Origin of the sequence: Larsenimonas rhizosphaerae, from assembly GCF_026240105.1 — a bacterium.
Lineage (GTDB): Bacteria > Pseudomonadota > Gammaproteobacteria > Pseudomonadales > Halomonadaceae > Larsenimonas > Larsenimonas rhizosphaerae.
The window spans coordinates 742106-765961 of sequence record NZ_JAPIVE010000002.1 but is presented as its reverse complement, the minus strand read 5'-3'; the positions used below and the strand labels follow the sequence as shown (position 1 = coordinate 765961).

General features: G+C 56.3%; 24 protein-coding genes and 1 tRNA gene. 19 read left to right on the top strand and 6 right to left on the bottom strand.

The window, feature by feature from the left end:
• The gene (locus OQ287_RS10010) at positions 1-486 is read right to left on the bottom strand and encodes an NUDIX hydrolase (protein WP_250935716.1); all 486 of its coding nucleotides are present in this window, start codon (positions 484-486) and stop codon (positions 1-3) included.
• 69 nt (positions 487-555) lie between these two features.
• Complete coding sequence (locus OQ287_RS10005; RefSeq protein ID WP_265896329.1) at positions 556-1194, bottom strand: LysE family translocator; 639 nt, start codon at positions 1192-1194, stop codon at positions 556-558.
• 396 nt (positions 1195-1590) lie between these two features.
• Here OQ287_RS10005 and OQ287_RS10000 point away from each other — a divergent pair, with 396 nt between their 5' ends.
• The gene (locus tag OQ287_RS10000; protein ID WP_250935711.1) at positions 1591-1887 is read left to right on the top strand and encodes a DUF883 family protein; all 297 of its coding nucleotides are present in this window, start codon (positions 1591-1593) and stop codon (positions 1885-1887) included.
• Positions 1888-1941: 54 nt separating this feature from the next.
• Here OQ287_RS10000 and OQ287_RS09995 read toward each other — a convergent pair whose 3' ends face one another.
• From OQ287_RS09995 to OQ287_RS09985, 3 genes are all read right to left on the bottom strand, one after another.
• The gene (locus OQ287_RS09995; RefSeq protein ID WP_250935709.1) at positions 1942-2460 is read right to left on the bottom strand and encodes a lysozyme family protein; all 519 of its coding nucleotides are present in this window, start codon (positions 2458-2460) and stop codon (positions 1942-1944) included.
• A 499-nt stretch (positions 2461-2959) separates the two neighbouring features.
• Positions 2960-4804, bottom strand: a complete 1845-nt coding sequence (locus OQ287_RS09990) for an acyltransferase family protein (RefSeq protein ID WP_265896328.1) — start codon at positions 4802-4804, stop codon at positions 2960-2962.
• A gap of 674 nt (positions 4805-5478) precedes the next feature.
• Positions 5479-5565 (bottom strand) — tRNA-Leu (locus OQ287_RS09985).
• Positions 5566-5677: 112 nt separating this feature from the next.
• On the opposite strand from OQ287_RS09985, the gene queA reads away from it, so the two are divergent.
• The 5 genes from queA to secF all read left to right on the top strand — a co-directional run bounded on the left by queA (position 5678) and on the right by secF (position 11104).
• Positions 5678-6730, top strand: coding sequence for a tRNA preQ1(34) S-adenosylmethionine ribosyltransferase-isomerase QueA (queA, locus tag OQ287_RS09980; RefSeq protein WP_265896327.1), 1053 nt, complete (start codon positions 5678-5680; stop codon positions 6728-6730).
• Positions 6731-6740: 10 nt separating this feature from the next.
• Complete coding sequence (gene tgt / locus OQ287_RS09975; RefSeq protein ID WP_456152072.1) at positions 6741-7862, top strand: tRNA guanosine(34) transglycosylase Tgt; 1122 nt, start codon at positions 6741-6743, stop codon at positions 7860-7862.
• Positions 7863-7938: 76 nt separating this feature from the next.
• Positions 7939-8277, top strand: coding sequence for a preprotein translocase subunit YajC (yajC, locus tag OQ287_RS09970; RefSeq protein ID WP_250935701.1), 339 nt, complete (start codon positions 7939-7941; stop codon positions 8275-8277).
• A 60-nt stretch (positions 8278-8337) separates the two neighbouring features.
• Positions 8338-10188: a protein translocase subunit SecD gene (gene secD / locus OQ287_RS09965; protein ID WP_250935698.1), complete on the top strand. Its 1851-nt coding sequence runs from the start codon at positions 8338-8340 to the stop codon at positions 10186-10188.
• 10 nt (positions 10189-10198) lie between these two features.
• Entirely contained in the window at positions 10199-11104 is a 906-nt protein-coding gene (gene secF, locus OQ287_RS09960) for a protein translocase subunit SecF (RefSeq protein ID WP_250935696.1), read from the top strand.
• 154 nt (positions 11105-11258) lie between these two features.
• Here the strand turns inward: secF and OQ287_RS09955 are convergent, their stop codons facing one another.
• Positions 11259-12062, bottom strand: a complete 804-nt coding sequence (locus OQ287_RS09955) for an inositol monophosphatase family protein (protein WP_250935695.1) — start codon at positions 12060-12062, stop codon at positions 11259-11261.
• A 172-nt stretch (positions 12063-12234) separates the two neighbouring features.
• On the opposite strand from OQ287_RS09955, the gene OQ287_RS09950 reads away from it, so the two are divergent.
• The 13 genes from OQ287_RS09950 (at position 12235) to bamB (ending at position 23786) form a co-directional block, all read left to right on the top strand.
• Positions 12235-13002 (top strand): RNA methyltransferase, encoded by a 768-nt coding sequence (locus OQ287_RS09950; protein WP_265896324.1) that lies wholly within the window; start codon positions 12235-12237, stop codon positions 13000-13002.
• Between the two features lie 25 nt (positions 13003-13027).
• On the top strand, positions 13028-13879 hold the full coding sequence (gene cysE / locus OQ287_RS09945; protein WP_265896323.1) for a serine O-acetyltransferase: 852 nt from the start codon (positions 13028-13030) through the stop codon (positions 13877-13879).
• A 64-nt stretch (positions 13880-13943) separates the two neighbouring features.
• The gene (gene iscR, locus OQ287_RS09940) at positions 13944-14411 is read left to right on the top strand and encodes a Fe-S cluster assembly transcriptional regulator IscR (protein ID WP_250935692.1); all 468 of its coding nucleotides are present in this window, start codon (positions 13944-13946) and stop codon (positions 14409-14411) included.
• Positions 14412-14437: 26 nt separating this feature from the next.
• Complete coding sequence (locus OQ287_RS09935) at positions 14438-15583, top strand: aminotransferase class V-fold PLP-dependent enzyme (RefSeq protein ID WP_265896322.1); 1146 nt, start codon at positions 14438-14440, stop codon at positions 15581-15583.
• Positions 15584-15627: 44 nt separating this feature from the next.
• A complete protein-coding gene (locus OQ287_RS09930; protein WP_250935690.1) occupies positions 15628-15954 on the top strand; it encodes a HesB/IscA family protein in 327 nt (108 codons plus the stop codon).
• 161 nt (positions 15955-16115) lie between these two features.
• Positions 16116-16544, top strand: a complete 429-nt coding sequence (ndk, locus tag OQ287_RS09925; protein ID WP_250935689.1) for a nucleoside-diphosphate kinase — start codon at positions 16116-16118, stop codon at positions 16542-16544.
• 68 nt (positions 16545-16612) lie between these two features.
• Positions 16613-17749: a 23S rRNA (adenine(2503)-C(2))-methyltransferase RlmN gene (gene rlmN, locus OQ287_RS09920; RefSeq protein WP_250935688.1), complete on the top strand. Its 1137-nt coding sequence runs from the start codon at positions 16613-16615 to the stop codon at positions 17747-17749.
• Positions 17750-17830: 81 nt separating this feature from the next.
• Positions 17831-18553 carry a tetratricopeptide repeat protein gene (locus OQ287_RS09915; RefSeq protein WP_265896321.1) on the top strand — a complete coding sequence of 241 codons (723 nt, stop codon included), beginning with the start codon at positions 17831-17833 and terminating at the stop codon, positions 18551-18553.
• Between the two features lie 15 nt (positions 18554-18568).
• Positions 18569-19498 carry a RodZ domain-containing protein gene (locus OQ287_RS09910; RefSeq protein ID WP_265896320.1) on the top strand — a complete coding sequence of 310 codons (930 nt, stop codon included), beginning with the start codon at positions 18569-18571 and terminating at the stop codon, positions 19496-19498.
• Between the two features lie 6 nt (positions 19499-19504).
• Entirely contained in the window at positions 19505-20623 is a 1119-nt protein-coding gene (gene ispG, locus OQ287_RS09905; protein WP_250935680.1) for a flavodoxin-dependent (E)-4-hydroxy-3-methylbut-2-enyl-diphosphate synthase, read from the top strand.
• 43 nt (positions 20624-20666) lie between these two features.
• Entirely contained in the window at positions 20667-21962 is a 1296-nt protein-coding gene (gene hisS / locus OQ287_RS09900) for a histidine--tRNA ligase (RefSeq protein WP_250937966.1), read from the top strand.
• A 22-nt stretch (positions 21963-21984) separates the two neighbouring features.
• Complete coding sequence (locus OQ287_RS09895; protein ID WP_250935677.1) at positions 21985-22641, top strand: YfgM family protein; 657 nt, start codon at positions 21985-21987, stop codon at positions 22639-22641.
• Positions 22638-23786: an outer membrane protein assembly factor BamB gene (gene bamB / locus OQ287_RS09890; RefSeq protein WP_250935675.1), complete on the top strand. Its 1149-nt coding sequence runs from the start codon at positions 22638-22640 to the stop codon at positions 23784-23786. The genes OQ287_RS09895 and bamB overlap by 4 nt, the downstream gene beginning before the upstream one ends.
• Positions 23787-23856 lie beyond the last annotated feature (70 nt).

Below are 23856 nucleotides of genomic sequence, written 5' to 3'. Positions count from 1 at the left end.
TCAAAGAGCCTGCCTGCCCTTCAGCGGGCAGCTCTCCTGACGCAACCACAGCATCAATGCTTCACGACTATCCGGAGTGACATGTTCACGAGTGAGCACCGTTTGGATATCGAGCCATTCAACGTGCGTTACCTCTTCCGGCTGAGGGGTAATCTCCCTTTCCCAGCGCAGCCAGTACACGGCACCATGCACGTTCAAGGGCGGATAACAGAACTGTCCGACCGGGTTCAACTGCCCGGAAACTCCAAGCTCTTCACTGGCCTCCCGCGCTGCGCCCACATGGCAGGTCTCCCCTGCTGCAACAACGCCACCGGCACATAGATCCAGCATGCCGGGAAAGACGTCCTTGTCATCGGTTCGATGCTGAACACACAGTTCATCCCGTCGATTGATCACAAATACGTAGCTGGCAAAATGCCAAAGCCTCAAACGACGAAGCATCGCTCTGGACGTCGAACCGCAACATGCGCCCAACGAGGTAGCCAACTGTACACGCTCCCCTGCAGCACGCCTTGAATACACTGACACGTAATAGATATCCTTTTCTGACCTGCCTTACAGTGGCCCGACCATCATGAATGTATCCAGAAACACGCCGGCCGCCAGAGCAAGCAACACCCAGCCTGTCAGCCGTTCTATCATGGACTCCCGCTGACGCAGCCAGCCAAGCGGCCGAGGGCGCGACAGAACCAGCGCCACCATGACGTACCAGAGGCCATCAATAATCAGGGCGGTGAGGACAATCGTCGCGCGATCGCTCGTAGTTGAAGTCGGATCGACAAACTGGCTCAACAACGCCAGAAAAAACACGATCAACTTGGGGTTGGCCAGTGCAATGCATATCCCATCCTTCCAGGGGGATGGGTCAACCGTGGCTGGCACGGCCGTGGCATCAGTAGCTGATGGTTGCCGAGCGGCGCTCAATGCCTGCACCCCAACCCATGCCAGATAGCACGCGCCCAGCAGTGACACCCCCTGATACAACATGGGCCACTGCTCAAACAGCCAGCCGATGCCAGCCACGGTCAGCAGAGCATATGCTCCCACACCCAGTGCATGTGATACTGCTGCCATCATACCGCGGGATGCCCCACCCTTGAGGGTGTGTCGCAAGACCATGGCCAGGCTGGGTCCTGGCGATACCGCCCCCAGGCTACATACCACGGCCAGAGGCAGCCACTGCGTCAGTGTCATTGTTCACCGAAAGAAATTTGAAAATAAACATCGTGGGGATGGATACCCCCTGCCTTCTTCACAGGAACTACTAGACAAAAAAAAGCGGTTTGAAAGCAAGCTTTCAAAACCGCCAAAGGGCCATTCTGCCGACAGGCAGGTGATCAACACCTGCCTGTTCAGATTCGTCATATCCAGACACGAAAATGATTAACAACTACTAGTACAAAAATATTAATACATTAGAAAAATTACAGCAGTCCACCTGCATATGCACTTTTCTTTTCATGTCTTTTTGAAACAATATGTAAATACCTCTGAAGACTGGGCAAAGGCCCCTGTTCAGGACTACGCTATGAGCCAGTCATGACATCATGACCGGATTTTTTTATCCCCCATCCGTCAGGAGGACACTCAATGGGTATATTTCGCTCTAGCCGCGATCGTCGTAGAGCCATGGAACGCTGGCATGATGAACTGGCCTCAGGCACGGAACGGTCACGTCATCGCCTGGAAGAACTGGGCAGCGATGCCAGTGAGCACCTTGGCCGCGCGCGCGCAAGGCTCGGAACTGATGGCCGCCGTGCCTACGAATACGGGCAGCGCCGGGCATATGATCTTGACCGTCATGTCCATGACAACAGCTGGTCCTACATCGCTGCAGGAACTGCTGCAGGCTTGATTGCCGGTATTCTTTTGGGCCGCCGCCGCTGATTGACCGGATTTACTACGTATAAAACCCGCCCTGCGGCGGGTTTTATCCTTATGCTACTGCGTAATGTCAGAAAGGCTTTCGAGCCCTTCAATCAATGCCATACATTCTTCCCGCTGCTGATCTCCCCATGCCGGCCCACTCGCAATGAACCTGAGCCGACGGGCGCACAGTGCCAGCACCACCCTTGAAGGCTCTTCTGAATGCCAGGCTTGCCTGAGATGGGCACCAATCCAGCCATCGGCACGCATCCCCAACGCATCCTGTAGTAACCGAAGCGCATTATCAGCACCGATCGCCAGCGCGGTATCAAGATAAAATACTGCAAGCTCAACCGGCATTCCCTCCATATCCAGAGGCACCCAATACCGGGAATAATAAGCATGAAAGATATCCGGCCGGCTTAACTGCGCCAGACTCAGATGCGGATGAAAACAGGCATAAAGGCCGGATTGGCATCCCTTCAGTTCCCCCTGCCCGAGTTGAGCGCCCGTCCAGTGCATGGCATTGCGATAATCTGCACGAAACCCTTTCCTGAACCCAAACAAACGTTCCGCCGTCTCTTGAAAGGACATTGACGTCTCCTGCATCTCAGCGTGTTAAAGGTATGACAGGGCGCCATACCAAAGCTGTAACGCTAAAAGACGAAAAAATTAATTATAATTAGAGTACACCATTATTTAGTACCACAAATCGGGCAATCAACTGCACCTTCCGATATCAAGGGAAATTCACAAAATCAGTTAAAACTCATGTGCAGGAAAAATCACGGAGCCGCTGTATTCAGTCATGGCAGTGAAGTCGTGCGGTTACCGCATACTGACAGGGAACGTTAAATTCACATGAACCGACAGAACCGGATAACCCATGTTAATTAAAAGCGAGAGCGAGACAGTGTGTACTACCACATCAAAAAGGCCCGAAAACACGTCAGGATCCGATGGAAAAGAAAGCATATAAAGCAACGAAGAAATGCGAAATGAAAAAGATGGATCAACGCTGGTGCATAAATACTGAATAATAAAAAGCGCCAGTGTGAAAACACTGGCGCCGGGACATGAAACACAAAATGTCTTACAAAAGAGGAACTACATAGTTTTTGGCAACAAACCGGGAAGCTTCAACAGTCAGATGTCCATAATCAAAGGTTATAAGACTATCGCCCACCCTCGCCCGACAGCTTAAATGACCTCTGTCATTGGTAAAACACAGGTGATCCAGCATATCGACGAATACAAAATCATCATTTTTGGCATGCAGCGCTTTCAGATAGTTATTACTGTCGATCAACGATCGAGTAAATGTAAAGTCTGAAATATATTTCTCACCCATATGCCTTGTAACATACGCTTGAGGCAAGGACGGTTCCCATTGTGGGAAGGGGCCCATTATAATTACACGAGGCACACCCATATCATGCAGTCTGGAAACCGTTTCACTCCAGTCAACACTCTCATGATGAGAAGCAGCACCCAGTATGACAACTTCAGGCCTGGCTTTCATGATGGCCCTGTAGGCCATTCCATTTGAATAATCACACCCCTGATCAAACCGGTCCGATCCGTTTCTTTTCATGGTAAAGGATGGCGGACAACCGGATGAGGTCAATTGACTGAAAGGCATGCCCTTTGGCATTTCGTAACGCAATCCCGTCGACAGGGACCCCATATGTGAATCGCCCCACAGGAACACACCGCCTGTAGTTGAACTGATACAGATATCATCCACCTGCGGCTTGCCGGTATCACGCATCTGCAATGAGGCATTACATTTATTGAATAATCCGGTCGGATCCATCTTGTAATTATTATAAGAGGTTATGAACTGGTTTCCCGCATCATTGGACCTGTCCCTGATATCAAAATGGCCATTATTCATATATACAATACCCGCAGCGCCCAACGCTGCCAGCCACAATGCCAGCATCGCTTTTCCTGACGCCTTTCGCTCGACAAGCATGTTGGACAACATGCCCAATATGATTGATAAACCTATCAGCAAAAGGCTGTTAACGGCAGTGATGGCCATATAGCTATACATGTATACAACCAGCGGCCAGTGCCACAGGTAAATCGAGTAGGACCAGGCACCCAGCTTCTGAAACAGGACATTTCCCGTTATCAAACTGTCATTGCGCTGTGCCTGAAGAACAAAAAAGGCACCCAGCACAGGCAGAGCCGCCAGATAGCCCGGCCATGGGTTTTCTTCGGATACCAGAAAGCAGGAAATAATGATCAACGCCAGACCGACCCACTCCAGCGGCTTTTTCCACTTCTCTCCTGAGCTGAAGGGATAAAGGCAGGCCACCCCCCCGACCATCATTTCCCAGGCTCTGGTAGACAGCAGGAAATAAGCCGCATCAGGTGCTCTTGACGTAGCAACGGCACAAAAGACAAATCCTGCCACAGCCCCCAGCAGGATGATTATTCTTGTTGCCCCTGCCGACATCAGCTTTCGCAGGACAACAAGTACCAGGGGATAAATTATATAAAACTGCCACTCAACGGATAACGACCAGGTATGTAATAACCACTTCTCATGGGAAGAGGCATCAAAGTAACCTGACTCACGCCAGTAAATGATATTTGAAATAAATCCGAGGGAGGCAATAATGTGTTTTGATATGGTCTTGTAGACCACATCGTACTCAAAAAACCAGCCGAATAATGCAAGAGCCAAACAAAGCACGGCCAGAGCGGGTATTATCCTGTCTGCACGTGCCTTGTAAAATTTCCAGAGGGAAAAGGTCTGGCGATCGATCCCCCTGAATATTATTCCGGTCATCAGAAATCCGGAAATAACAAAAAACACATCAACACCAGCAAAGCCGCCCGGCACCCAGAACGAATTAAAATGGAATAAAACAACAGCCATTACTGCAATGGCCCTTAGACCATTTATGTCCTTCCTGAATTTCACGGTATTTTCCCTGAACCTGAAGCATAACTTATTCTAAAGAAATGACGCATTGGAGCAATACAATAAAAGACTGAGTTCAAAGTATTAGAAAATAAACACCCGATACCGCCAGGATTTTTTTTTGAAAATATGTTATGGAAAAAAGCCTTTCAAAAAAGATCGATTGACCCTTGCTGCATATTTATCTTTTTATTCAACATCTTGGGCATGAAAAAGGTATCAGCGCACTCATTAATATAAGAAAAACCCATATACACATCGATATAAGCCCGCATCCCTGTCGACTGAGGTGCTCGCCAGGATAAATGTAGAAATTGATCGCATCTGAAGAGGCATATCCAAAAATCACATAAAAGGACATTAGATAAGCAGGATTAATAGTTGCGTGCGAAGTATATGGAAAGCCCGTTGATATATCGAGGCTAATACGCACAGAGGCATGACATTATCGCACTCTCGTGCCAACGATCAGCGCATCAAATACAGTCAGTGACCCGGCGCGAGGGACGCAATAATCCTGCGACACCGAGCGGTCTGCAGGGCAGCGGATCGAGAATATTCAAACAAGGGGAGCGTTATCGCTTGAGAGACAAGGCCAACAAGCTGGCAGGGAATCTGCACTGGCAGCCTGAAACAAAAAAATCGCCTTGATGGCGATTTTTCAGATTCATATCTGGTACCGGAGGTCGGACTCGAACCGACACGGGGGTTAGCCCGGGGGATTTTGAATCCCCTGCGTCTACCAATTTCGCCACTCCGGCATATGAGGACGGAACGTATTATACGGGCATTGAGCCCCGCGTCAATGACTTGCGCGCGCGAGGCAGGTATCATGGCCCTCCTTTTTAATGCCGGATGATGCACAGGCCTTTCATGCAGCGCGCCGATTTCCAGTTTGACCTCCCTGATGAATTGATTGCCCGTTACCCCAGCGAGCAGCGAACCGATTGCCGCCTGCTTTGCCTGGACGGTGCCAGTGGCGATATTGATCATCGCCACTTTGAAGAAATCCTCGACCTGGTCGAGCCGGGCGACCTGCTGGTATTCAACGATACGCGTGTTATCCCTGCCCGCCTGTTTGGCCGAAAAGCCAGTGGTGGCAAGGTTGAAATGTTGCTGGAGCGCCCCCTGGACGCTCACACCGGGCTGGCGCACCTTCGCTCCAGCAAGTCACCTCGCCCAGGCACGCACCTTCTTTTTGAAGGGGGAATAGAGGCTGTTGTAGAGGGCCGGCGTGACGCACTTTTCGAGCTGCGCTTTCTGGGTGATCCCCCCCTGGTGGAACTGCTTAACCAGCACGGCCACATGCCACTGCCGCCCTATATCGAGCGAGAGGACGAGCTCGGCGATCGCAGCCGGTATCAGACCGTCTATGCTCGCCATGACGGAGCCGTTGCCGCACCAACTGCCGGCCTGCATTTTGATGAGGCCCTGATGGCGCGCCTGGCACATCAGGGGGTAAATACCGCCTATGTCACCCTGCACGTCGGCGCCGGCACCTTTCAGCCGGTACGGGTCGACAACATTCAGGACCACCAGATGCACAGCGAGTGGCTCAATGTCAGCCAGGCAACCTGTGACGCCGTGGCCGCCACGCGCGCCAATGGTGGCCGCGTCATTGCAGTGGGTACAACCAGTGTTCGATGCCTTGAAAGCGCCAGCAGGGAAGATGGCACCCTTGAACCATTTCAGGGAGATACCGCCATTTTCATTTATCCCGGGTATCAGTGGCACTGCGTTGATGCGCTGATCACCAATTTTCACCTCCCTGAATCCACACTGCTGATGCTGGTCAGTGCCTTTTCCGGTACGGCAGCCGTCAAACAGGCCTATCAGGCGGCGGTTGAACAGGGCTACCGTTTCTTCAGTTACGGTGATGCCATGTTCCTGACCCGAGCCCCCAAGGAGTCTCCTTCTCATGCGTGACCATTGCGACATGACGTTTGAAACATCGGCCACGGATGGCCGCGCCCGGCGCGGCCGTCTGAGTTTTTCCCGTGGCACGGTTGAAACACCGGCCTTCATGCCGGTAGGTACCTATGGCACCGTCAAGGGGATGTCCCCTGAGCGAATCAAGGCCATCGGTGCTGAAATCATACTCGGCAATACCTTTCACCTGTGGCTTCGCCCAGGTACGGAGGTCATCGAAGCACACGGTGATCTTCACGACTTTGCCCAGTGGGACAAGCCGATCCTGACCGATTCCGGTGGCTTCCAGGTATTCTCGCTGGGCGAAATGCGCAAGATCACCGAACAGGGCGTCCATTTCAGATCACCAGTTGATGGCTCAAAGGTTTTCATGGGCCCCGAAGAATCCATGGCCATCCAACGCTCACTGGGCTCGGATATCGTCATGATCTTTGACGAGTGCACGCCCTACCCGGCCACGCATGACGAGGCAGAACGCTCGATGGAGCTGTCACTTCGCTGGGCAGAGCGTTCGAAGAAAGCCCATGGCGATTCTCGTGCGGCGCTGTTCGGTATCGTACAGGGCAGCATGCACCGTGATCTGCGCGAACGCTCGCTCAAGGCCCTTGAAGCCATGGACTTCGACGGCCTGGCCATCGGAGGCCTGTCGGTAGGTGAGCCGAAGGAAGAGATGATCAAGGTGCTCGACTACCTGCCCGACATGATGCCGGCCGATAAACCGCGCTACCTGATGGGCGTCGGCAAGCCCGAGGATCTGGTTGAGGGCGTACGCCGGGGTGTGGACATGTTCGACTGTGTCATGCCGACCCGCAATGCACGTAACGGCCATCTGTTCACGGCGGATGGCACTGTCAAAATTCGCAATGCACGCCATCGCCATGACACGTCACCGCTGGAAGAAGGCTGCGACTGCTATACCTGCCAGCACTTTTCAAGAAGCTACCTTCACCACCTGGATCGTTGCGGTGAAATGCTGGGCGCGGAGCTCAATACCATCCATAACCTGCGCTACTATCAGCGGCTGATGGCCGGTTTGCGCGGGGCTATTGAAGCGGGTACATTGTCGGACTTCGTAAACGAGTTTTACACGCGACGCGACCTGCCGGTACCGGCACTGGCTTCGACCTGAAGCCGGCGCGACGTTCCAACTGCGGGCCCGACACTGGTCGGCCCCTGTTTCACCATGCTCTTGAAGAGGACTTTCCATGCTGGACTACCTGATCTCCACAGCTCAGGCGGCCGACGGCGGCGCGGGCGCCGGCGGCGCGGGCGCCATCGGCCAGATCGTTATGCTGGTCGGTTTCGTGCTGATTTTCTATTTCCTGCTGTGGCGCCCCCAGTCAAAGCGGGCCAAGCAGCACAAGAAACTCATTACCGAACTTTCCAAGGGTGATGAGATCGTAATCGGCGGAGGCATGGTAGGTCGTGTCAACAAGGTAGGCGAAGAGTTTCTGACTCTGGAAGTTTCCGAAGGCGTTGAAGTCAACGTTCAGAAGAACGCCGTCGCTGCGGTCCTGCCCAAGGGCACCCTCAAGTCTCTGTAAGCCTGAAGGGCCGGTCATCCCGGCCCTCCTCGATCCGTCAGCAACCAGGACAGAGCCCCGATGCTCAACCGTTATCCCATCTGGAAGTACCTGATTGTACTTCTTGTGCTTGCCGTAGGCTTTATCTATGCCCTGCCCAACCTGTACCCGGAAGACCCGGCCATCCAGATCAGCGGCGAACGCGGCGTCAAGGCCATCAGTCAGCAGAATATAAGTCAGGCCACCAGTGCGCTTGAGCAGGCCGGTATCGACGTCAAGGCCACCGAGATCAACCAGGGTAGCGCCCTGATTCGCCTTGAACATGCAAACCAGCAGCTTTCGGCCAGAAGCGTTGTCACCGATGCGCTTGGTGAAGGCTATGTGGTTGCCCTGAACCTGGCAGACTCCACGCCGGACTGGCTTCGCGCCATTGGTGCCAAGCCCATGAAGCTCGGACTGGACCTGCGTGGCGGTGTTCACTTTCTGCTGGAAGTCGACATGGATGCCGCTGTCACTCAGCGCATGAATGTTGATGCCAGTGCCATGCGTGAAACCCTGCGTGATGAACGCATTCGCTACCGCGACAACAGCGTTCGCGACCGGGCCATCACCTTCTCGTTCCTCAATGAAGGCGAGCTGGAAAAAGCCGAAGGCGAACTGCGCTCCCAGTACAATCAGTTCGAATTCACGACACGGCAACAGGGGCGTGAGCACCAGCTGGTCATGACGCTGACGGACAAGGCCGTGACCGATATTCAGGATTACGCGGTCAAGCAGAACCTGACCACCATCCGAAACCGTGTCAACGAGCTGGGCGTATCCGAGCCTCTGGTACAACGTCAGGGACCAAGCCGCATCGTGGTTGAGTTGCCCGGCGTTCAGGACACGGCAGCCGCCAAGCGCGTGGTGGGTGCAACAGCCAACCTGGAGTTTCGCCTTGAAGCCCCGGCGGATGCTCAGGCCAGTGAAGTGGAAACGTTCGGCTTCCGGAACGACCCCTCGCGCAAGGCCAACCTGTCCAATGATGTCATCATCACGGGTGACAGCGTGTCCAGCGCCAGCCAGGGCTTTGATCAGAATGGCCAGCCTCAGGTCAACATCAATCTGGATGGCCCGGGCGGCTCAAAGATGAATCGCGCCACTCGCTCGAACATCGGCAAGAACATGGCCGTGCTCTATATCGAGCACAAGAGCCGTACTCGCACGGTGATGGAAAACGGCAAGCAGGTCGAAAAGCGCACGCCGTATACCGAAAAGGGCATCATCAGTCTGGCAACCATCCAGAGTGCGCTGGGCAACCGCTTCCGCATTACCGGACTTGACTCTCCAACGGAAGCCTCTGAACTGTCGCTGCTGTTGCGTTCCGGCTCGCTGGCTGCACCTATCTACTTTGCGCAGGAACGTACCATCGGGCCAAGCCTTGGGCAGGAAAACATCAACCGGGGTGTTCTGTCGGTCGAGGTAGGCCTGGTACTGGTCGTCCTGTTCATGCTCCTGCGCTACAAGGCCTTTGGCCTGATTGCCAATACATCCCTGGCCATCAACCTGAGCCTGCTGATTGCTGCCATGTCCCTGCTGGGAGCAACACTGACGCTGCCGGGTATTGCCGGTATCGTGCTGACCCTCGGGATGGCGGTGGATGCCAACGTACTGATTTACGAGCGCATCAGAGAGGAACTGCGAAACGGCATGAGCCCTCAACAGGCCATTCACGCCGGCTATGAGCGCGCCTTCACTTCGATTCTTGACGCCAACATCACCACCCTGCTGGTAGCGCTGATTTTGTTCTCGATCGGCACCGGGCCCGTAAAAGGGTTTGCGGTCACGTTGTCACTGGGCATTCTGACCTCGATGTTTACCGGCATCATGGTGAGTCGTGCCATTACCAACCTCACGATCGGCGGAAAGTCGCTGAAAAAACTCTGGATTTGAGGAGACGGTAATGACAAGTTTCGATTTCATGGGCAAACGGGTGGCGGCCTTTGTCGTCTCCATCCTGCTCACGCTGGTCGCCATTGGCACTTTGGCAGTTCAGCACCTTAATCTGGGGCTGGATTTTACCGGTGGCACACTGGTGGAAGTCAGCTACGACAAGGCACCTGAACTCGATGTGGTTCGGCAGTCACTGTCTACGGCGGGCTATCAGGATTTTTCGGTGCAGACCTTCGGGGAGGCCAACGACATCCTGGTGCGCCTTCAGCAGAAGTATGACCAGAGCGTCGGAGACAGTGTAACCAGTGCCCTGAACAATGCTGACAACCCGGTCAGTCTGGTACGCGCCGAATTTGTCGGTGCGCAGGTCGGTGACCAGCTCCGCGACCAGAGCGGCCTCGGCATGCTGGTCGCCCTGGGTGTCGTCGCCCTGTATGTTGCCTTTCGGTTTCAGTACAAGTTTGCCCTTGGCGCACTGCTGTCACTGGGGCATGACGTCATCATCCTGCTCGGCGTGTTCTCTCTGTTCAAGATCGAGTTTGACCTGACAGTGCTGGCAGCCGTGCTGGCGGTCATTGGTTACTCGCTCAATGACACCATTATCGTTTACGACAGGATTCGCGAGAACATCCGCAAATCCCAGACCAGCGATATGCCAAGGATCTTCAACAACGCCATCAATCAGACCCTGGCACGTACCCTTTCGACCTCGGGCACAACCCTTCTGGTACTGCTGGCGCTGTATTTCCTTGGCGGGGACATGATCCACAACTTCTCGCTGGCGCTGATCATTGGTGTCGTACTGGGTACCTTCTCGTCAGTATATGTGGCATCTGCCCTGCTTCTGGTTTTCAAGCTGCAGCGCGAAGACCTGATTCCTGCCAAGAAGGAAGCCGTCGACGACGAGCTGCCCTGACTGAAAAGCCACTGACAGGCTCATGGTCCTGCCGACATGTCTTTCCATGTCGGCAGGGCGTACGCCGCTCTCCCCCTCCAGCGTCCTGCGAGACCAGGAAACAGACACAAAAAAAGCCCGGCCAATTGGCCGGGCTTTTTTGTGTCATATCCGCTCAGGTGCGAATCAGGTGCGGCTGAATCTGTCTAACCAGCTGCTTGTAGAGCCGCGCACCGGAAGCCATCAGGGCACCATCCACTTCAACCTGTGGAGCACCGTTCGGAGCACCAATCAGTGCACCGGACTCCTTGAGCATCAGCTGACCGATGGCCAGTTCCTGCTCGTCGATTCCCTGCACGATGGCAGCATCCACGCGACCGGAAGAGACTTCGGCAATATCAAGGATCGGACAACCAAGGGTACGAATAACCGATGCCTGCGCACCAAGGCGCTGAGTCATGACCATGTAATCCGGGAAATAGCGCTGACGCACACGCATTTCCGGCAGACCCAGCGCAATTCGCGCATTATCGGTGGAGACGGCGTTGCTTACTCGCATCCGCTTGCCGTTGTAGTGAGCACCACGACCACGACTGGTGATGTATTCGTCATCGGTAAACGGGCTGATAATGACGGCATGTTCCGGGCGCCCCTTGAACAGGCACACCATGGAAATGGCACAACCGGTCGCGTTGATCGACAGGTTTTCATACCCGTGGAAAAGATCAATCTTCCAATGGTAGTCAGCGCCTTCGCCTTCACCATCCTTCCAGGGAATATAGCGACCACTGATACCGTGCAACGGATAGCCCTTGGCAAACTGCCGGGCAATCTGTTCTTCGATGAAACGGGCCGTGTCGGCGAGGAGCGTATCCTCGGACTGGGTTTCACGAGCAATGTCCAGGCGGTCCCGGACACGATTAAGCTGTTCAGATGCGCCGCGCAGTGCGCGCAACGCGAATTGGACCATAGGGTGCATGATCAGGCCTTGAGCGGTGAAAACAGGATGTTAAAGAACCCGGCGATTCTATCAAAAAAAGCGCTCTACGGCGAGCATGTCTCGGTGCAATAGATACGCGATGCGCGATCAGGCGGCGTTGACCATGCTAGAATGCCTCCTTTTTACAGCACGCCAATGGTAGCCTGACACCATGCTTGATCGTATTCGCATAATTCTGCTGGGAACCAGCCATCCCGGCAACGCCGGTGGTGCCGCCCGCGCCATGAAGACCATGGGGCTGAGTGACCTGGTTTTCGTCAATCCCCGCTGTGAACCCGTTGAAGGTGAAGCCATCGCTCGCTCATCGGGGGCTGAAGATATCCTGCACCAGAGCCGCACGCTGGATAATCTTGATGATGCCATCGGCGACTGCACCCTGGTGGTGGGCTGCAGCGCCCGTTCGCGAACGCTCCCCTGGCCCATGATTTCCCCTCGCGAGCTGTCAACACGGCTTCCGCGTGAAATCATGCGTGACGAAGGCGAGCCACAGGGTCGAGTGGCCATCCTGTTCGGTCGCGAGGACTCCGGGCTGACCAATGACGAGCTGCAGCGCTGCCACCTGCATGTGCATATCCAGGCCAACCCGGAATACAGCTCACTCAACCTGGCCGCCGCCATTCAGGTCATAAGTTATGAATGCCGTCAGGGCATGCTGGCCGCCGAAACGTCCGCGGACAGTGACAGTGAATACTTCGGCGTCGCCTGGGACCGCCCCCCGGCCGCTCAGGAAGATGTGGAGCGACTGTTCGTGCATCTCGAACAGAGCATGATTCGTTCGGGATTTCATGACCCCGCCATGCCCCGTCAGCTGATGGCAAGAATGCGCCGCATGCTGATGCGTACTCGGCTTGATGACATGGAGGTCAACATCCTTCGCGGCATGCTGAGCTCCTTTGACAAGTTTACCCCACCTCGCTGAGGTGCCATTGCGCAGGAACATCGACATGCTGTCACAGCTCAAGGAAGACATTCAAAGCGTGTTCTCGCGCGATCCGGCAGCCCGCACCACCTTTGAGGTGCTGACCACGTATCCGGGACTTCATGCGGTCATGGCACATCGCGTTTCTCATGTAATGTGGACACGCAACTTCAAGTGGCCCGCCCGCGTTCTCTCGACGCTGGCACGCTGGATTACCGGCATAGAGATCCATCCGGGAGCGACAATCGGAAGGCGTTTTTTCATCGACCATGGCATGGGTGTCGTGATCGGCGAGACAGCCTGCGTCGGTGATGATGTCACGCTCTATCACGGCGTAACGCTCGGAGGGACAACCTGGAACAAGGGCAAGCGTCACCCGACACTGGGCAATGGCGTTATCGTCGGTGCCGGCGCCAAGATTCTGGGCCCCATCGAACTGGGTCACAACAGCCGGGTAGGCTCCAATGCGGTAGTGACCAAGGATGTACCCGAGGGCGCTACGGTGGTCGGCATCCCAGGCCGCATCGTCAAGACGCGCCAGGAAACCGATCCACCCCCAAGTGAAGATGAAGTGCGTCGCAAGGCCATACAGGACAAATTCGGCTTTGATGCCTATGGCATCGGCGAATCCATGCCGGACCCGGTAGCACGCTCCATGCATGCCATGCTCGATCATATGCATGCCATGGATCAGCGCATGGATCAGATGTGCAGTGCCCTGCGTCATATTGATGACAGCTTTCGTTCCGGCGACATGCCACACCTTGACCGTGCAGACTTCATCGCGGTGCTGGATGAACTTGATTATCCCTGCGCTCCTCGACACGACGCCCCACCGGATGGGGAAGCGCCCACGACATCACCCCCCGAAAAATAGTTGACTAATCCACTCGGGATTAACACAATAACCTGACTTTTTCAGGGTTATTACAGGGAATGCCATGCGTCTCACGACCAAAGGGCGGTACGCCGTTACGGCCATGCTGGATCTTGCGATTCGCCAGAACCAGGGCCCCTTGAGTCTCGCCGACATTTCAAAACGCCAGGAAATTTCCCTATCCTACCTGGAGCAGCTGTTCTCCAGGCTGCGCCGACAGGGACTGGTCAAAAGCGTCCGCGGCCCGGGCGGTGGCTATCTACTCAACCACGCCCCCGCCGATATTACCGTGTCAGCCATTATTGATGCCGTTAACGAATCAATCGATGCGACCCGCTGTCAGGGGCTTGGCGACTGCCATCATGGCGACACCTGTCTGACACACCACCTGTGGTGCGACTTGTCCGAGGCAATCCATGACTTTCTCGATGGCATCACGCTGGGAGAACTGCTGGATCGCCGCGAGGTGCAGCAGGTAGCACAGCGTCAGATTGATGACACGCCCCAACCACTGACCATCACGTCAGCCTGACAGGCTTATCACACAGGGTTCCTTTCATGACAGCGCCGTTGATTTATCTGGACAACGCCGCGACCACCCCGGTTGACCCCAGGGTAGCGCGCCTGATGATGGACTTTCTGACGGAGGATGGCACCTTTGCCAACCCCGCCTCCCGAAGTCATATGGCCGGCTGGCTGGCCGAGCAGGCCGTTGAAGGCGGGCGACGCCAGGTCGCGGATACCATCGGTGCCGATCCACGTGAAATTGTATGGACGTCCGGGGCGACAGAAGCCGATAACCTGGCACTGACCGGATACATGCGAGCCCACCGTGACAAGGGTCACCATCTGGTGACCTCATCCATCGAGCACAAGGCCGTGATTGATACAGCCATGGCACTCGAAGCTGAAGGATTCGAAGTGACCTGGCTTGCTCCGGATCACGAAGGGCGCATCGCTCCTGAATCGGTACAAAATGCCCTGCGCAGCGATACCACGCTGGTATCATTGATGTCAGTCAACAATGAACTGGGCACCGAAAACGACCTGATGGCCATCGGCCGGATCGTCCATGCCCACGGCGCAGTATTCCACGTGGACGCGGCTCAGGCGGTCGGCAAGACTCCCATTGATGTTCAGCATCTGCCAGTGGACATGATGTCGCTGTCAGCCCACAAGGCCTACGGACCCAAGGGCATCGGTGCCCTGTTTGTACGCAGGGGACTTCAGATCGAGCCGCTGATTCACGGCGGTGGCCATGAGCGTGGCATGCGCTCGGGCACGCTGCCTACCCATCAGATTGTCGGCATGGGTGAAGCGTTCAGACTGGCCGGTGAAGACTATGCGCGGGATCATGATCACCTGCACATTCTGAATGCCCGGTTCCGTGAGGGGCTGGCGGCACTGACCGGCACTCACGTTCATTCACCGCTGATGGGCAGTGTGCCCAACATCATCAATGTCGGTTTCAAGGGGGTCGAGGGCGAGTCACTCATCATGGCGCTCCGCAAGCTGGCCATCTCCACCGGTTCGGCCTGCAATTCAGCAAGCGTGGACCCGTCCTATGTGCTGACCGGCATCGGCGTTCCTCGCGAAGATGCACTGGCCTCGATCCGCTTCAGCTTCGGCCGCTTTACCCGAGAGCAGGATATCGATGATGCGCTTGCTGAACTGTCGCATGCACTGACTACACTACGGGCATGAACAATGCCCCACTTTCTCACTCACAGGCTCACCGGGAGGTGAAAATGGCCCGGATCGGAATTACCACTGCCGCTGCCAGGCAGATCAATACTGTCCTTGATGAACGCGGAAAAGGCCTCGGCCTACGTGTCAACGTCAAGCCCAGCGGTTGCTCAGGCTACAGCTACGTGCTCGATTTTGCCGATGACACCCAGCCCGACGAACACATGTTCGAAGAACATGGTGCCAGGGTATTCATCGGCGATGAAGCACTCACTATCCTCGACGGAACGGAAGTTGACTACGTCAACGAGGGACTGAACCGGTTTTTCAAGTTCAATAATCCCAACGTCAAGGACGAGTGTGGCTGCGGCGAAAGCTTCAGCGTATAGCACCGCTCCCCGCAGGCAGTGCAAGGCGTCGGGCAAGTCGCTATAATGCCGCGTCGCGCGCAGACACTGTCTGCTGTTATCTGACATGGTGCGCCGTCATCGAACGACGCACATGCTCGTATTGTCCCAGGACATCCATTTTATAAAACAGGAGCCTTATCATGGCTGTTGAACGTACACTTTCCATCATCAAGCCTGACGCCGTTGCCAAGAATGCCATCGGTGAAATCTACGCGCGCTTCGAAAAGAACGGCCTGCGCATTGTTGCAGCCAAAATGATGCAGCTGAGCCAGGCTCAGGCCGAAGGCTTCTACGCCGAGCACAAGGAACGTCCGTTCTTCAACGACCTCGTTGGCTTCATGACGTCCGGCCCGGTCATGGTTCAGGCGCTTGAAGGCGAAAACGCCATCGCTACAAACCGTGAACTGATGGGTGCCACCGATCCGCAGAAGGCTGACGCCGGCACCATCCGCGCCGACTTCGCCCAGTCCGTTGAAGCCAACGCCGTTCATGGTTCCGACTCTTCCGAGTCAGCTGCACGTGAAGTAGCCTTTTTCTTCGAAGACGGCGAGATCTGCTCGCGCGGTTAATCTGTCGAAGAATGCACTTCTTCCCAAGTGGCGACGCAAGTCGCCACTTTTCTTCCTGTGATGACCCGATGCCCATGACAACTTCAGCTACCGCTCCTTCACGCACCAACCTGCTGGGCCTGACCAGGCGGCAGATGGAACAATTCTTCATTGATATGGGGGAAAAGAAATTTCGCGCCACCCAGGTCATGAAGTGGATCCATGCCGAAGGCTGTGACGACTTCTCTCTCATGACGAACCTGTCCCGGGGATTGCGTGAAAAGCTTGAGGCCGTTGCTGAAATTCGTGCGCCCGGCATTGTATATGAAGGCCAGTCAAAGGACGGTACCCGCAAGTGGGTACTGGAAGTCGGGGATGGAAGCTTCGTTGAGACGGTTCTGATTCCTTCGGAGAACGGGCAGCGCCGTACGTTGTGCGTATCCTCCCAGGTTGGTTGCTCACTGGACTGCAGCTTCTGCTCAACCGGCAAGCAGGGTTTCCAGCGCAACCTGACCAGCGCAGAAATCATCGGTCAGGTCTGGGTCGCGACCAAAAGTGGTGGCGGACTCAAGGACTCGACACACCGCCCGGTCACCAATGTGGTCATGATGGGCATGGGTGAGCCACTGCTCAACTATGAACCGGTAGTCGCATCCATGCACCTGATGCTGGACGACAATGCCTATGGTCTGTCGAAGCGTCGAGTTACCCTGTCAACGTCCGGCGTCGTCCCGATGATTGACCGGCTTGGCGATGACATCGAAGTCAGCCTGGCCATTTCGCTTCATGCCCCGTTCGATGAACTGCGTAACACGCTGGTCCCCCTCAACAAAAAGTACGATATCCGCACACTGCTGGATGCCTGCAAGCGCTACCTCGACAAGTGCCCCGGCATTCACATGATCACGGTCGAGTACACCATGATCAAGGATATCAATGATCAACAGGAGCACGCCGAAGCACTGGCGACATTGCTCGACGAACTGCCCTGCAAGATCAATCTGATCCCCTTCAACCCGTTTCCCGGATCAGGCTATGAAAAGCCGTCGCGCAATCAGATCATGCGGTTCCAGAAATGGCTCTTCGAACGAGGTTATGCGGCGCCCGTCCGCATGACACGTGGCGATGACATTGATGCCGCCTGCGGCCAGCTGGTAGGACGCGTCAAGGATCGTACGCGCCGCCAGGAGCGTTATATAAAGACATTGTCCATTGATGCAGGCTAGCACCGCTTGACTTGCAGACCCGTCAGCGCTTTTATGAACATGTATTCATACCAACGACTGACTTAACCTGGTGGTATTTTAATGATTCGGCACCGACGCCTGCTTACCCGGCTGATGATTACTGCCGTCAGCGCGGTACTGTTGATCGGCTGTGCACACCAGGGGGCCCTTACGCAGGAAAGTACGTCGGAGGCCGCCGCCGGGGCCTATACGGATCTGGGGCTTGCCTATCTGAAGCGCGGAGATGTCAGCCGAGCCCGTCAGGCTCTGACTCATGCCATCGCGCTGTCACCAACCGATGCCAACGCCCTCCAGGGGATGGCCCTTCTGTCACAGCGTCAGGGCGATTCGGCCCTGGCCGAGCAGTATTACCGGCAGACGCTCGCCGAAGCGCCGTCCATGACTCAGGCGCGGAACAATTACGCCACCTTTCTGTTCAGACAGCAGCGTTATTCCGAAGCCTGTGATCAACTCGAGCGTGCCTCCGCAGATACGGAGTATGCGCGGCGCGCCCAGCTCTATGCCAACCTGGGCCAGTGCCGACTGGCCACGGGACAGCTGGACCAGGCCGCAACCAGCCTTGACCGGGCCAGAACCCTCGACCCACGCTATGCTCGTACCTACCTGCTTGAAGCACGCCTCGCGCAGCGCCTGGATAACAGGGCCGCTGCACAGCAGGCCGTGCGCCAGTATCAACGGCTCGCCGGTGTGGACCAGGAAAGTCAGTCGCTGCTTGATGAACTTCAAGGTAAACGGCTCCAGACCGTATCGCCCCAGACACCCGTACCGGCCCCCCATAAATAACAAGGACACTGCTGAATGACTGAGCGCCACGACACCCCGATCCAGGACACCCTTCACATGCCGGGCACACTGCTGAAAGCAGAGCGCGAACGTCAGGGGTTAAGCGTCGACACCGTGGCGCGAAAGCTGAACCTGAAACCGTCACTCGTGGACGATTTTGAACGTAATCAGTTCGACAAGGTTCAGATAGCAGCCTATCGCCGCGGCTACCTGCGCTCTTACGCCCGTCTGCTCCATATGGACGAAGCCATCATTGTGGATGCGCATGACCGTCAGTTTGGACGTGAGGATGCCAGCACCCCTCGCGCTGCCCCCATCCAGACCATCAAGCCGCGAAGTGGCCGGCCGGGGCGGCTGGGCCGCATTGTCTTCCGCCTGTTCACCCTGCTCGTCATTGCAGTACTGGCAGGGCTGACCCTGGTATGGTGGCAAAGCCGCGACAATACCCCGGACGTTACGGACGATGGCGTCGACACAACGGCCCTGCCTGCCTCTGAATCGATCACTCAGATACCCACGCCAATCGAGATACCGGATACGACGGCACAGGTGTCCCCTACCCCGGAACAGCAGGACACCGCGCCAACCACTGAACCGGCGACCCCGGCGATCGAGGAGACTGCTCCATCCACGCCGGAAGTGGCTGACAGCGCAACGCCTGATACCTCATCAGCCCCAGTCGCGACCGACGCTGACACGGCCGTACCGACCCTGGCCATGTCCTTTGCTCAGGATTCCTGGGTTCGCATTACAGACAGCAGTGGTAAAAACGTCATCAGTGGCCTTCAGACTGCCGGGACGACAGCACAGGCCGAAGGTACACCTCCATTCAGGTTAACCATTGGCAACGCCAGTCATGTTACTCTGCGTCTAAACGGCGAGCAGGTTAACCTTGCCCCCCATACACGCAGCAACAATGTCGCCAAATTCACTCTGAATCAGTAGAAGACCATGAATAACCAAACACCGATCATTCGCCGGGTATCGCGGAAAATTCATGTCGGTTCCGTTCCGGTCGGCGGCGACGCCCCGATTTCGGTTCAGAGCATGACCAATACCAATACCCTCGACGTGGATGCCACCGTCGATCAGATCGAACGCATCGCCGCCGCCGGCGCCGATATCGTTCGGGTCAGCGTCCCCGACATGGACTGCGCCGAAGCGTTCGGCAGGATCAAGAAGCGGGTCAGCGTACCGCTGGTGACCGATATCCACTTCGATTACCGTATTGCCCTGCGCGTCGCCGAGCTGGGTGCAGACTGCCTGCGAATCAACCCGGGCAACATCGGGCGCGAGGATCGTGTCAAGGCAGTAGTGGAAGCAGCCCGAGCCAATGGCATTTCCATCCGGATCGGCGTGAATGCAGGCTCTCTGGAAAAGGACCTGCAGAAAAAATATGGCGAACCAACTCCGGCCGCCCTGGTCGAATCCGCGATGCGCCACATCGACTACCTTGATCGCCTGGATTTTCAGGACTTCAAGGTGTCACTGAAAGCCAGCGATGTCTTCATGGCAGTAGAGGCCTATCGCCTGATCGCCGACCAGATCGAGCAGCCCCTGCACCTGGGTATCACCGAAGCCGGTGGCCTGCGTTCGGGCACCGTCAAATCCTCGGTAGGCCTTGGCATGCTGCTGATGGACGGCATCGGCGACACCCTCCGCGTTTCACTGGCGGCTGACCCGGTAGAGGAAATCAAGGTAGGCTTCGATATTCTGAAAAGCCTCAAGCTCAGAAGTCGGGGAATCAACTTTATTGCATGCCCCAGCTGCTCGCGGCAGAATTTCGATGTCATCAGCACCATGAATGCCCTTGAAGAGCGTCTGGAAGATGTCATGACCCCCATTAATGTGGCCGTGATTGGCTGCGTGGTGAATGGCCCGGGCGAAGCCAAGGAAGTAGACCTGGGCCTGACCGGTGGCAGCCCGAACAACCTGGTCTATATCGATGGCAAGCCAGCCAGTAAACTGCGCAACGACCATCTGGTCGATGACCTGGAAAAGCTGATTCGTGACAAGGCCGCTGCCAAGGAAGCCGACATGGCCCGGCTGATCACCAGCGACGGACAATAATCTTCAACCGGCCCGCCACCGGCCGGATCTGGTTCAGGAGTAGATTTTGAGCAAGGTACAAGCCATTCGTGGCATGAATGACCTTCTGCCGGAGCAGTCCCCGCTCTGGCAGTATTTTGAAGGACATATCCAGGCATTGATGAGCCGCTACGGCTATCAGGAAATACGCACCCCTGTTCTTGAACAGACGTCGCTGTTCAAACGCTCCATCGGCGAAGTGACCGACATCGTCGAAAAGGAAATGTATACCTTCGATGATCGCAGCGGAGACAGCCTGACGCTGCGCCCGGAAGGCACCGCTGCCGTAGTGCGAGCAGCCATTGAAAACGGGATGCTGCACAACCAGACCCAGCGCCTGTGGTACACCGGTCCGATGTTTCGCTATGAACGTCCCCAAAAGGGCCGGTATCGCCAGTTCCATCAGGTCGGTGTCGAAATCTTCGGTCTGGATGGTCCCGATATCGATGCTGAAGCCATTCTTCTGACAGCACGGCTATGGAAACAGCTGGGGCTGAATGAGCACGTAACGCTTGAACTGAACTCGCTGGGCTCCAACGAAGCGCGCAGTGCCTATCGTTCACTGCTGGTGGATTATTTTACCGCTCATGAAGACCAGCTCGACGAAGATTCCCGGCGGCGCCTGACCTCCAATCCACTGAGGATTCTGGACAGCAAGAACCCGGCCATGCAGGACCTGATCGAAGGCGCTCCTCAGCTGCTGGAGCACCTTGACCGTGAATCGCAGGACCATTTTGAATCACTGAAACGCCTGCTTGATGCCGCTGGTATTGCCTACGTCATCAACCCGCGCCTGGTGCGTGGGCTGGATTACTACAATCGCACCGTATTCGAGTGGACCACGACAGCGCTGGGCAGTCAGGGTACCGTCTGTGCCGGCGGGCGGTATGACGGCCTTGTCGAACAGCTTGGTGGAAAGCCCACCAGGGCCGTGGGCTTTGCCATGGGCATCGAACGTCTGGTGCTTCTGCTTGATACACTGGGACTCGTACCACCTGAGTTGCATCACAACGTGGATGTCTATTTGATGGCCATGAGCGATCACGGCCAGTCGCAGGCACTGCTGCTGGGTGAGACATTGCGTGATGCCCTGCCCGGCCTGAGGGTACAGGTGCATTGCGGAGGCGGCAGTTTCAAGAGCCGAATGAAGAAGGCCGACCGCAGCGGTGCATCGCTGGCCCTCATTCTTGGCGAAGACGAGCTGTCCGAACATACCGTAAGCGTTAAATACCTGCGCGACGACACCGATCAGACCACGCTGGATCAACCGTCACTGGTGGCATTGCTCACCGAACGGTTCCCGGCCGCTACCGAGCACTGACAGCCCGGACAAGGAGCCCCCTGTGGTTGATGAAGTACGAGATGACAGTGAACAAATCGACGCGTTCAAGCGCTGGTGGAAATCCTCCGGCAGCTCGATCGTGGTGGGCGCACTGCTGGCCGGCATTGCCGTATTCGGCTGGAAATACTGGCAGAGCCATCAGGAAAGCCAGGCTGCGGCCGCTTCAGCCCGTTATCAGCAACTGATTCAGGTGGTCGGTCAGTCCACTAACGAACAGGCGCGCGGTGAAGCCAACACGCTGATTGACCAGATCCTGCAAAAGGATGACGGATCACTCTATGCCGAGCTGGCGCGACTGATTCAGGCCCGGCTGGCCGTGGATGATGGCGAACTTGACAGTGCCCGCAGCATTCTCGCCGATGTAGTCTCAAACAGTGATGACAACTACGTCACACAGGTAGCACGGCTGAATCTGGCACGCCTGCAGTTGGCTGCACAGACACCCGACAAGGCCATGTCAACGCTTGAGAACGTCACTATAGACAGTCTGAACGCACAGGTGCTGGCACTTCGCGGCGACATCTGGAAGGCTCAAGGGGACGCCGACAAGGCGCTTTCTGCCTATCAGCAGGCCCAGAAGGCCGCCACCGACAGTGACCAGCCCATCTTCGGACTCCAACTGAAAATCGATGACCTTGCGCCCAAGGAGGCCCCATGAGCCTGACTCGCCTGATTGCGCCGGCGGCGCTGGTTGCCCTGCTCGCCGGCTGTGCCGGTAACCCGCCCGAAAACCCGCCGACACCGCTTAAGGACATCAGCACCAGCGTGTCATTGAACACGGTATGGGCAGAAGGGGTCGGTAGCCTGGGCCGCGCGCGCTACCCGATCTCACCGGCCCTGGGCGGCGGCATGATTTATGCCGGCAGCGCCGAAGGCCACCTTGAAGCCATCGACACGGCCTCTGGTGAAGTGCGGTGGGAAACGGACCTGGATTATCACATTTCCAGTGGCCTGACTCTGGATTCGGGCAGGCTGTACTTCGGTACCCGGGACGGCCATATCCTCTCGGTGGACGCCACCAATGGTGATATTGCATGGAAGAGCAACGTTGCCAGTGAAGTGCTTGCCCCTCCGCAGCTCAACAGCGGCCTTGTCGTCACACAGGGCATCGATGGCACACTGACGGCTCTGGATCGGTTTTCCGGTGAACAGAAATGGCTGTATACCGCCTCGCAGCCGGCACTGACGCTTCGCGGCACGGGTACGCCCCGTACGATCGAGCCGGTGACCTTCGCCGGGTTTTCGAATGGTCGCCTGACCGCCTTTGACAACCGCAGCGGCGCGCCACTCTGGAGCCAGCAGATTGCCGTTCCCAGGGGCCGTACCGATGTCGATCAGCTGGTGGATATCAACGGCCAGCCGCTTCTCACCAAGGATGGTCGTCTGTTTGTAACCAGCTACAACGGCAGGATCGTCGCCCTGAATGCCCGGAACGGGCAACCGATCTGGCAACGTGACGAGTCCAGCTACACGACGCCCTTGCTGGCCGGTGACTACCTCTTCACGATCAATGACAAGAGCGACATCCTCGCGCTGGACGCCAAGTCCGGGCAGGTCATCTGGCAGACGGACGATCTGCAGGGCCGCAAGCTCAGCGCACCGGCCCTGATCGATGGCAAGCTCGCAGTAGGTGATTACAAGGGATATGTTCATGTGCTGGACGCCCGCAGCGGCGAACTGATCGGCCGTGACAACATCGGCGGAGACGGTATCAGCGTCGGCCTTCTCAGTGACGGGCAGCATCTCTATGCCCTGAACAATGATGGCACCCTGGTCGCCTACACGCTCAAGGCGCGCCAGTAATCAGGCAACTTCGGCCATTCTGACATCAGGATGGCCGGAGCCTTTCCCTCTTGGCCCGGATTTGCGGTAT

Bases quoted from the DNA above. Each gene is read 5' to 3' on its own strand.
- OQ287_RS09955 (WP_250935695.1), bottom strand. From the start codon at position 12,062: ATGCACCCTATGGTCCAATTCGCGTTGCGCGCACTGCGCGGCGCATCT.
- yajC (WP_250935701.1), top strand. From the start codon at position 7,939: ATGCTGGACTACCTGATCTCCACAGCTCAGGCGGCCGACGGCGGCGCG.
- OQ287_RS09995 (WP_250935709.1), bottom strand. From the start codon at position 2,460: ATGTCCTTTCAAGAGACGGCGGAACGTTTGTTTGGGTTCAGGAAAGGG.
- queA (WP_265896327.1), top strand. From the start codon at position 5,678: ATGCAGCGCGCCGATTTCCAGTTTGACCTCCCTGATGAATTGATTGCC.
- tgt (WP_456152072.1), top strand. From the start codon at position 6,741: ATGACGTTTGAAACATCGGCCACGGATGGCCGCGCCCGGCGCGGCCGT.
- secD (WP_250935698.1), top strand. From the start codon at position 8,338: ATGCTCAACCGTTATCCCATCTGGAAGTACCTGATTGTACTTCTTGTG.
- cysE (WP_265896323.1), top strand. From the start codon at position 13,028: ATGCTGTCACAGCTCAAGGAAGACATTCAAAGCGTGTTCTCGCGCGAT.
- OQ287_RS09930 (WP_250935690.1), top strand. From the start codon at position 15,628: ATGGCCCGGATCGGAATTACCACTGCCGCTGCCAGGCAGATCAATACT.
- bamB (WP_250935675.1), top strand. From the start codon at position 22,638: ATGAGCCTGACTCGCCTGATTGCGCCGGCGGCGCTGGTTGCCCTGCTC.
- OQ287_RS09935 (WP_265896322.1), top strand. From the start codon at position 14,438: ATGACAGCGCCGTTGATTTATCTGGACAACGCCGCGACCACCCCGGTT.
- OQ287_RS09915 (WP_265896321.1), top strand. From the start codon at position 17,831: ATGATTCGGCACCGACGCCTGCTTACCCGGCTGATGATTACTGCCGTC.
- OQ287_RS10005 (WP_265896329.1), bottom strand. From the start codon at position 1,194: ATGACACTGACGCAGTGGCTGCCTCTGGCCGTGGTATGTAGCCTGGGG.
- OQ287_RS09910 (WP_265896320.1), top strand. From the start codon at position 18,569: ATGACTGAGCGCCACGACACCCCGATCCAGGACACCCTTCACATGCCG.
- ndk (WP_250935689.1), top strand. From the start codon at position 16,116: ATGGCTGTTGAACGTACACTTTCCATCATCAAGCCTGACGCCGTTGCC.
- secF (WP_250935696.1), top strand. From the start codon at position 10,199: ATGACAAGTTTCGATTTCATGGGCAAACGGGTGGCGGCCTTTGTCGTC.
- OQ287_RS09950 (WP_265896324.1), top strand. From the start codon at position 12,235: ATGCTTGATCGTATTCGCATAATTCTGCTGGGAACCAGCCATCCCGGC.
- rlmN (WP_250935688.1), top strand. From the start codon at position 16,613: ATGCCCATGACAACTTCAGCTACCGCTCCTTCACGCACCAACCTGCTG.
- ispG (WP_250935680.1), top strand. From the start codon at position 19,505: ATGAATAACCAAACACCGATCATTCGCCGGGTATCGCGGAAAATTCAT.
- iscR (WP_250935692.1), top strand. From the start codon at position 13,944: ATGCGTCTCACGACCAAAGGGCGGTACGCCGTTACGGCCATGCTGGAT.
- OQ287_RS10000 (WP_250935711.1), top strand. From the start codon at position 1,591: ATGGGTATATTTCGCTCTAGCCGCGATCGTCGTAGAGCCATGGAACGC.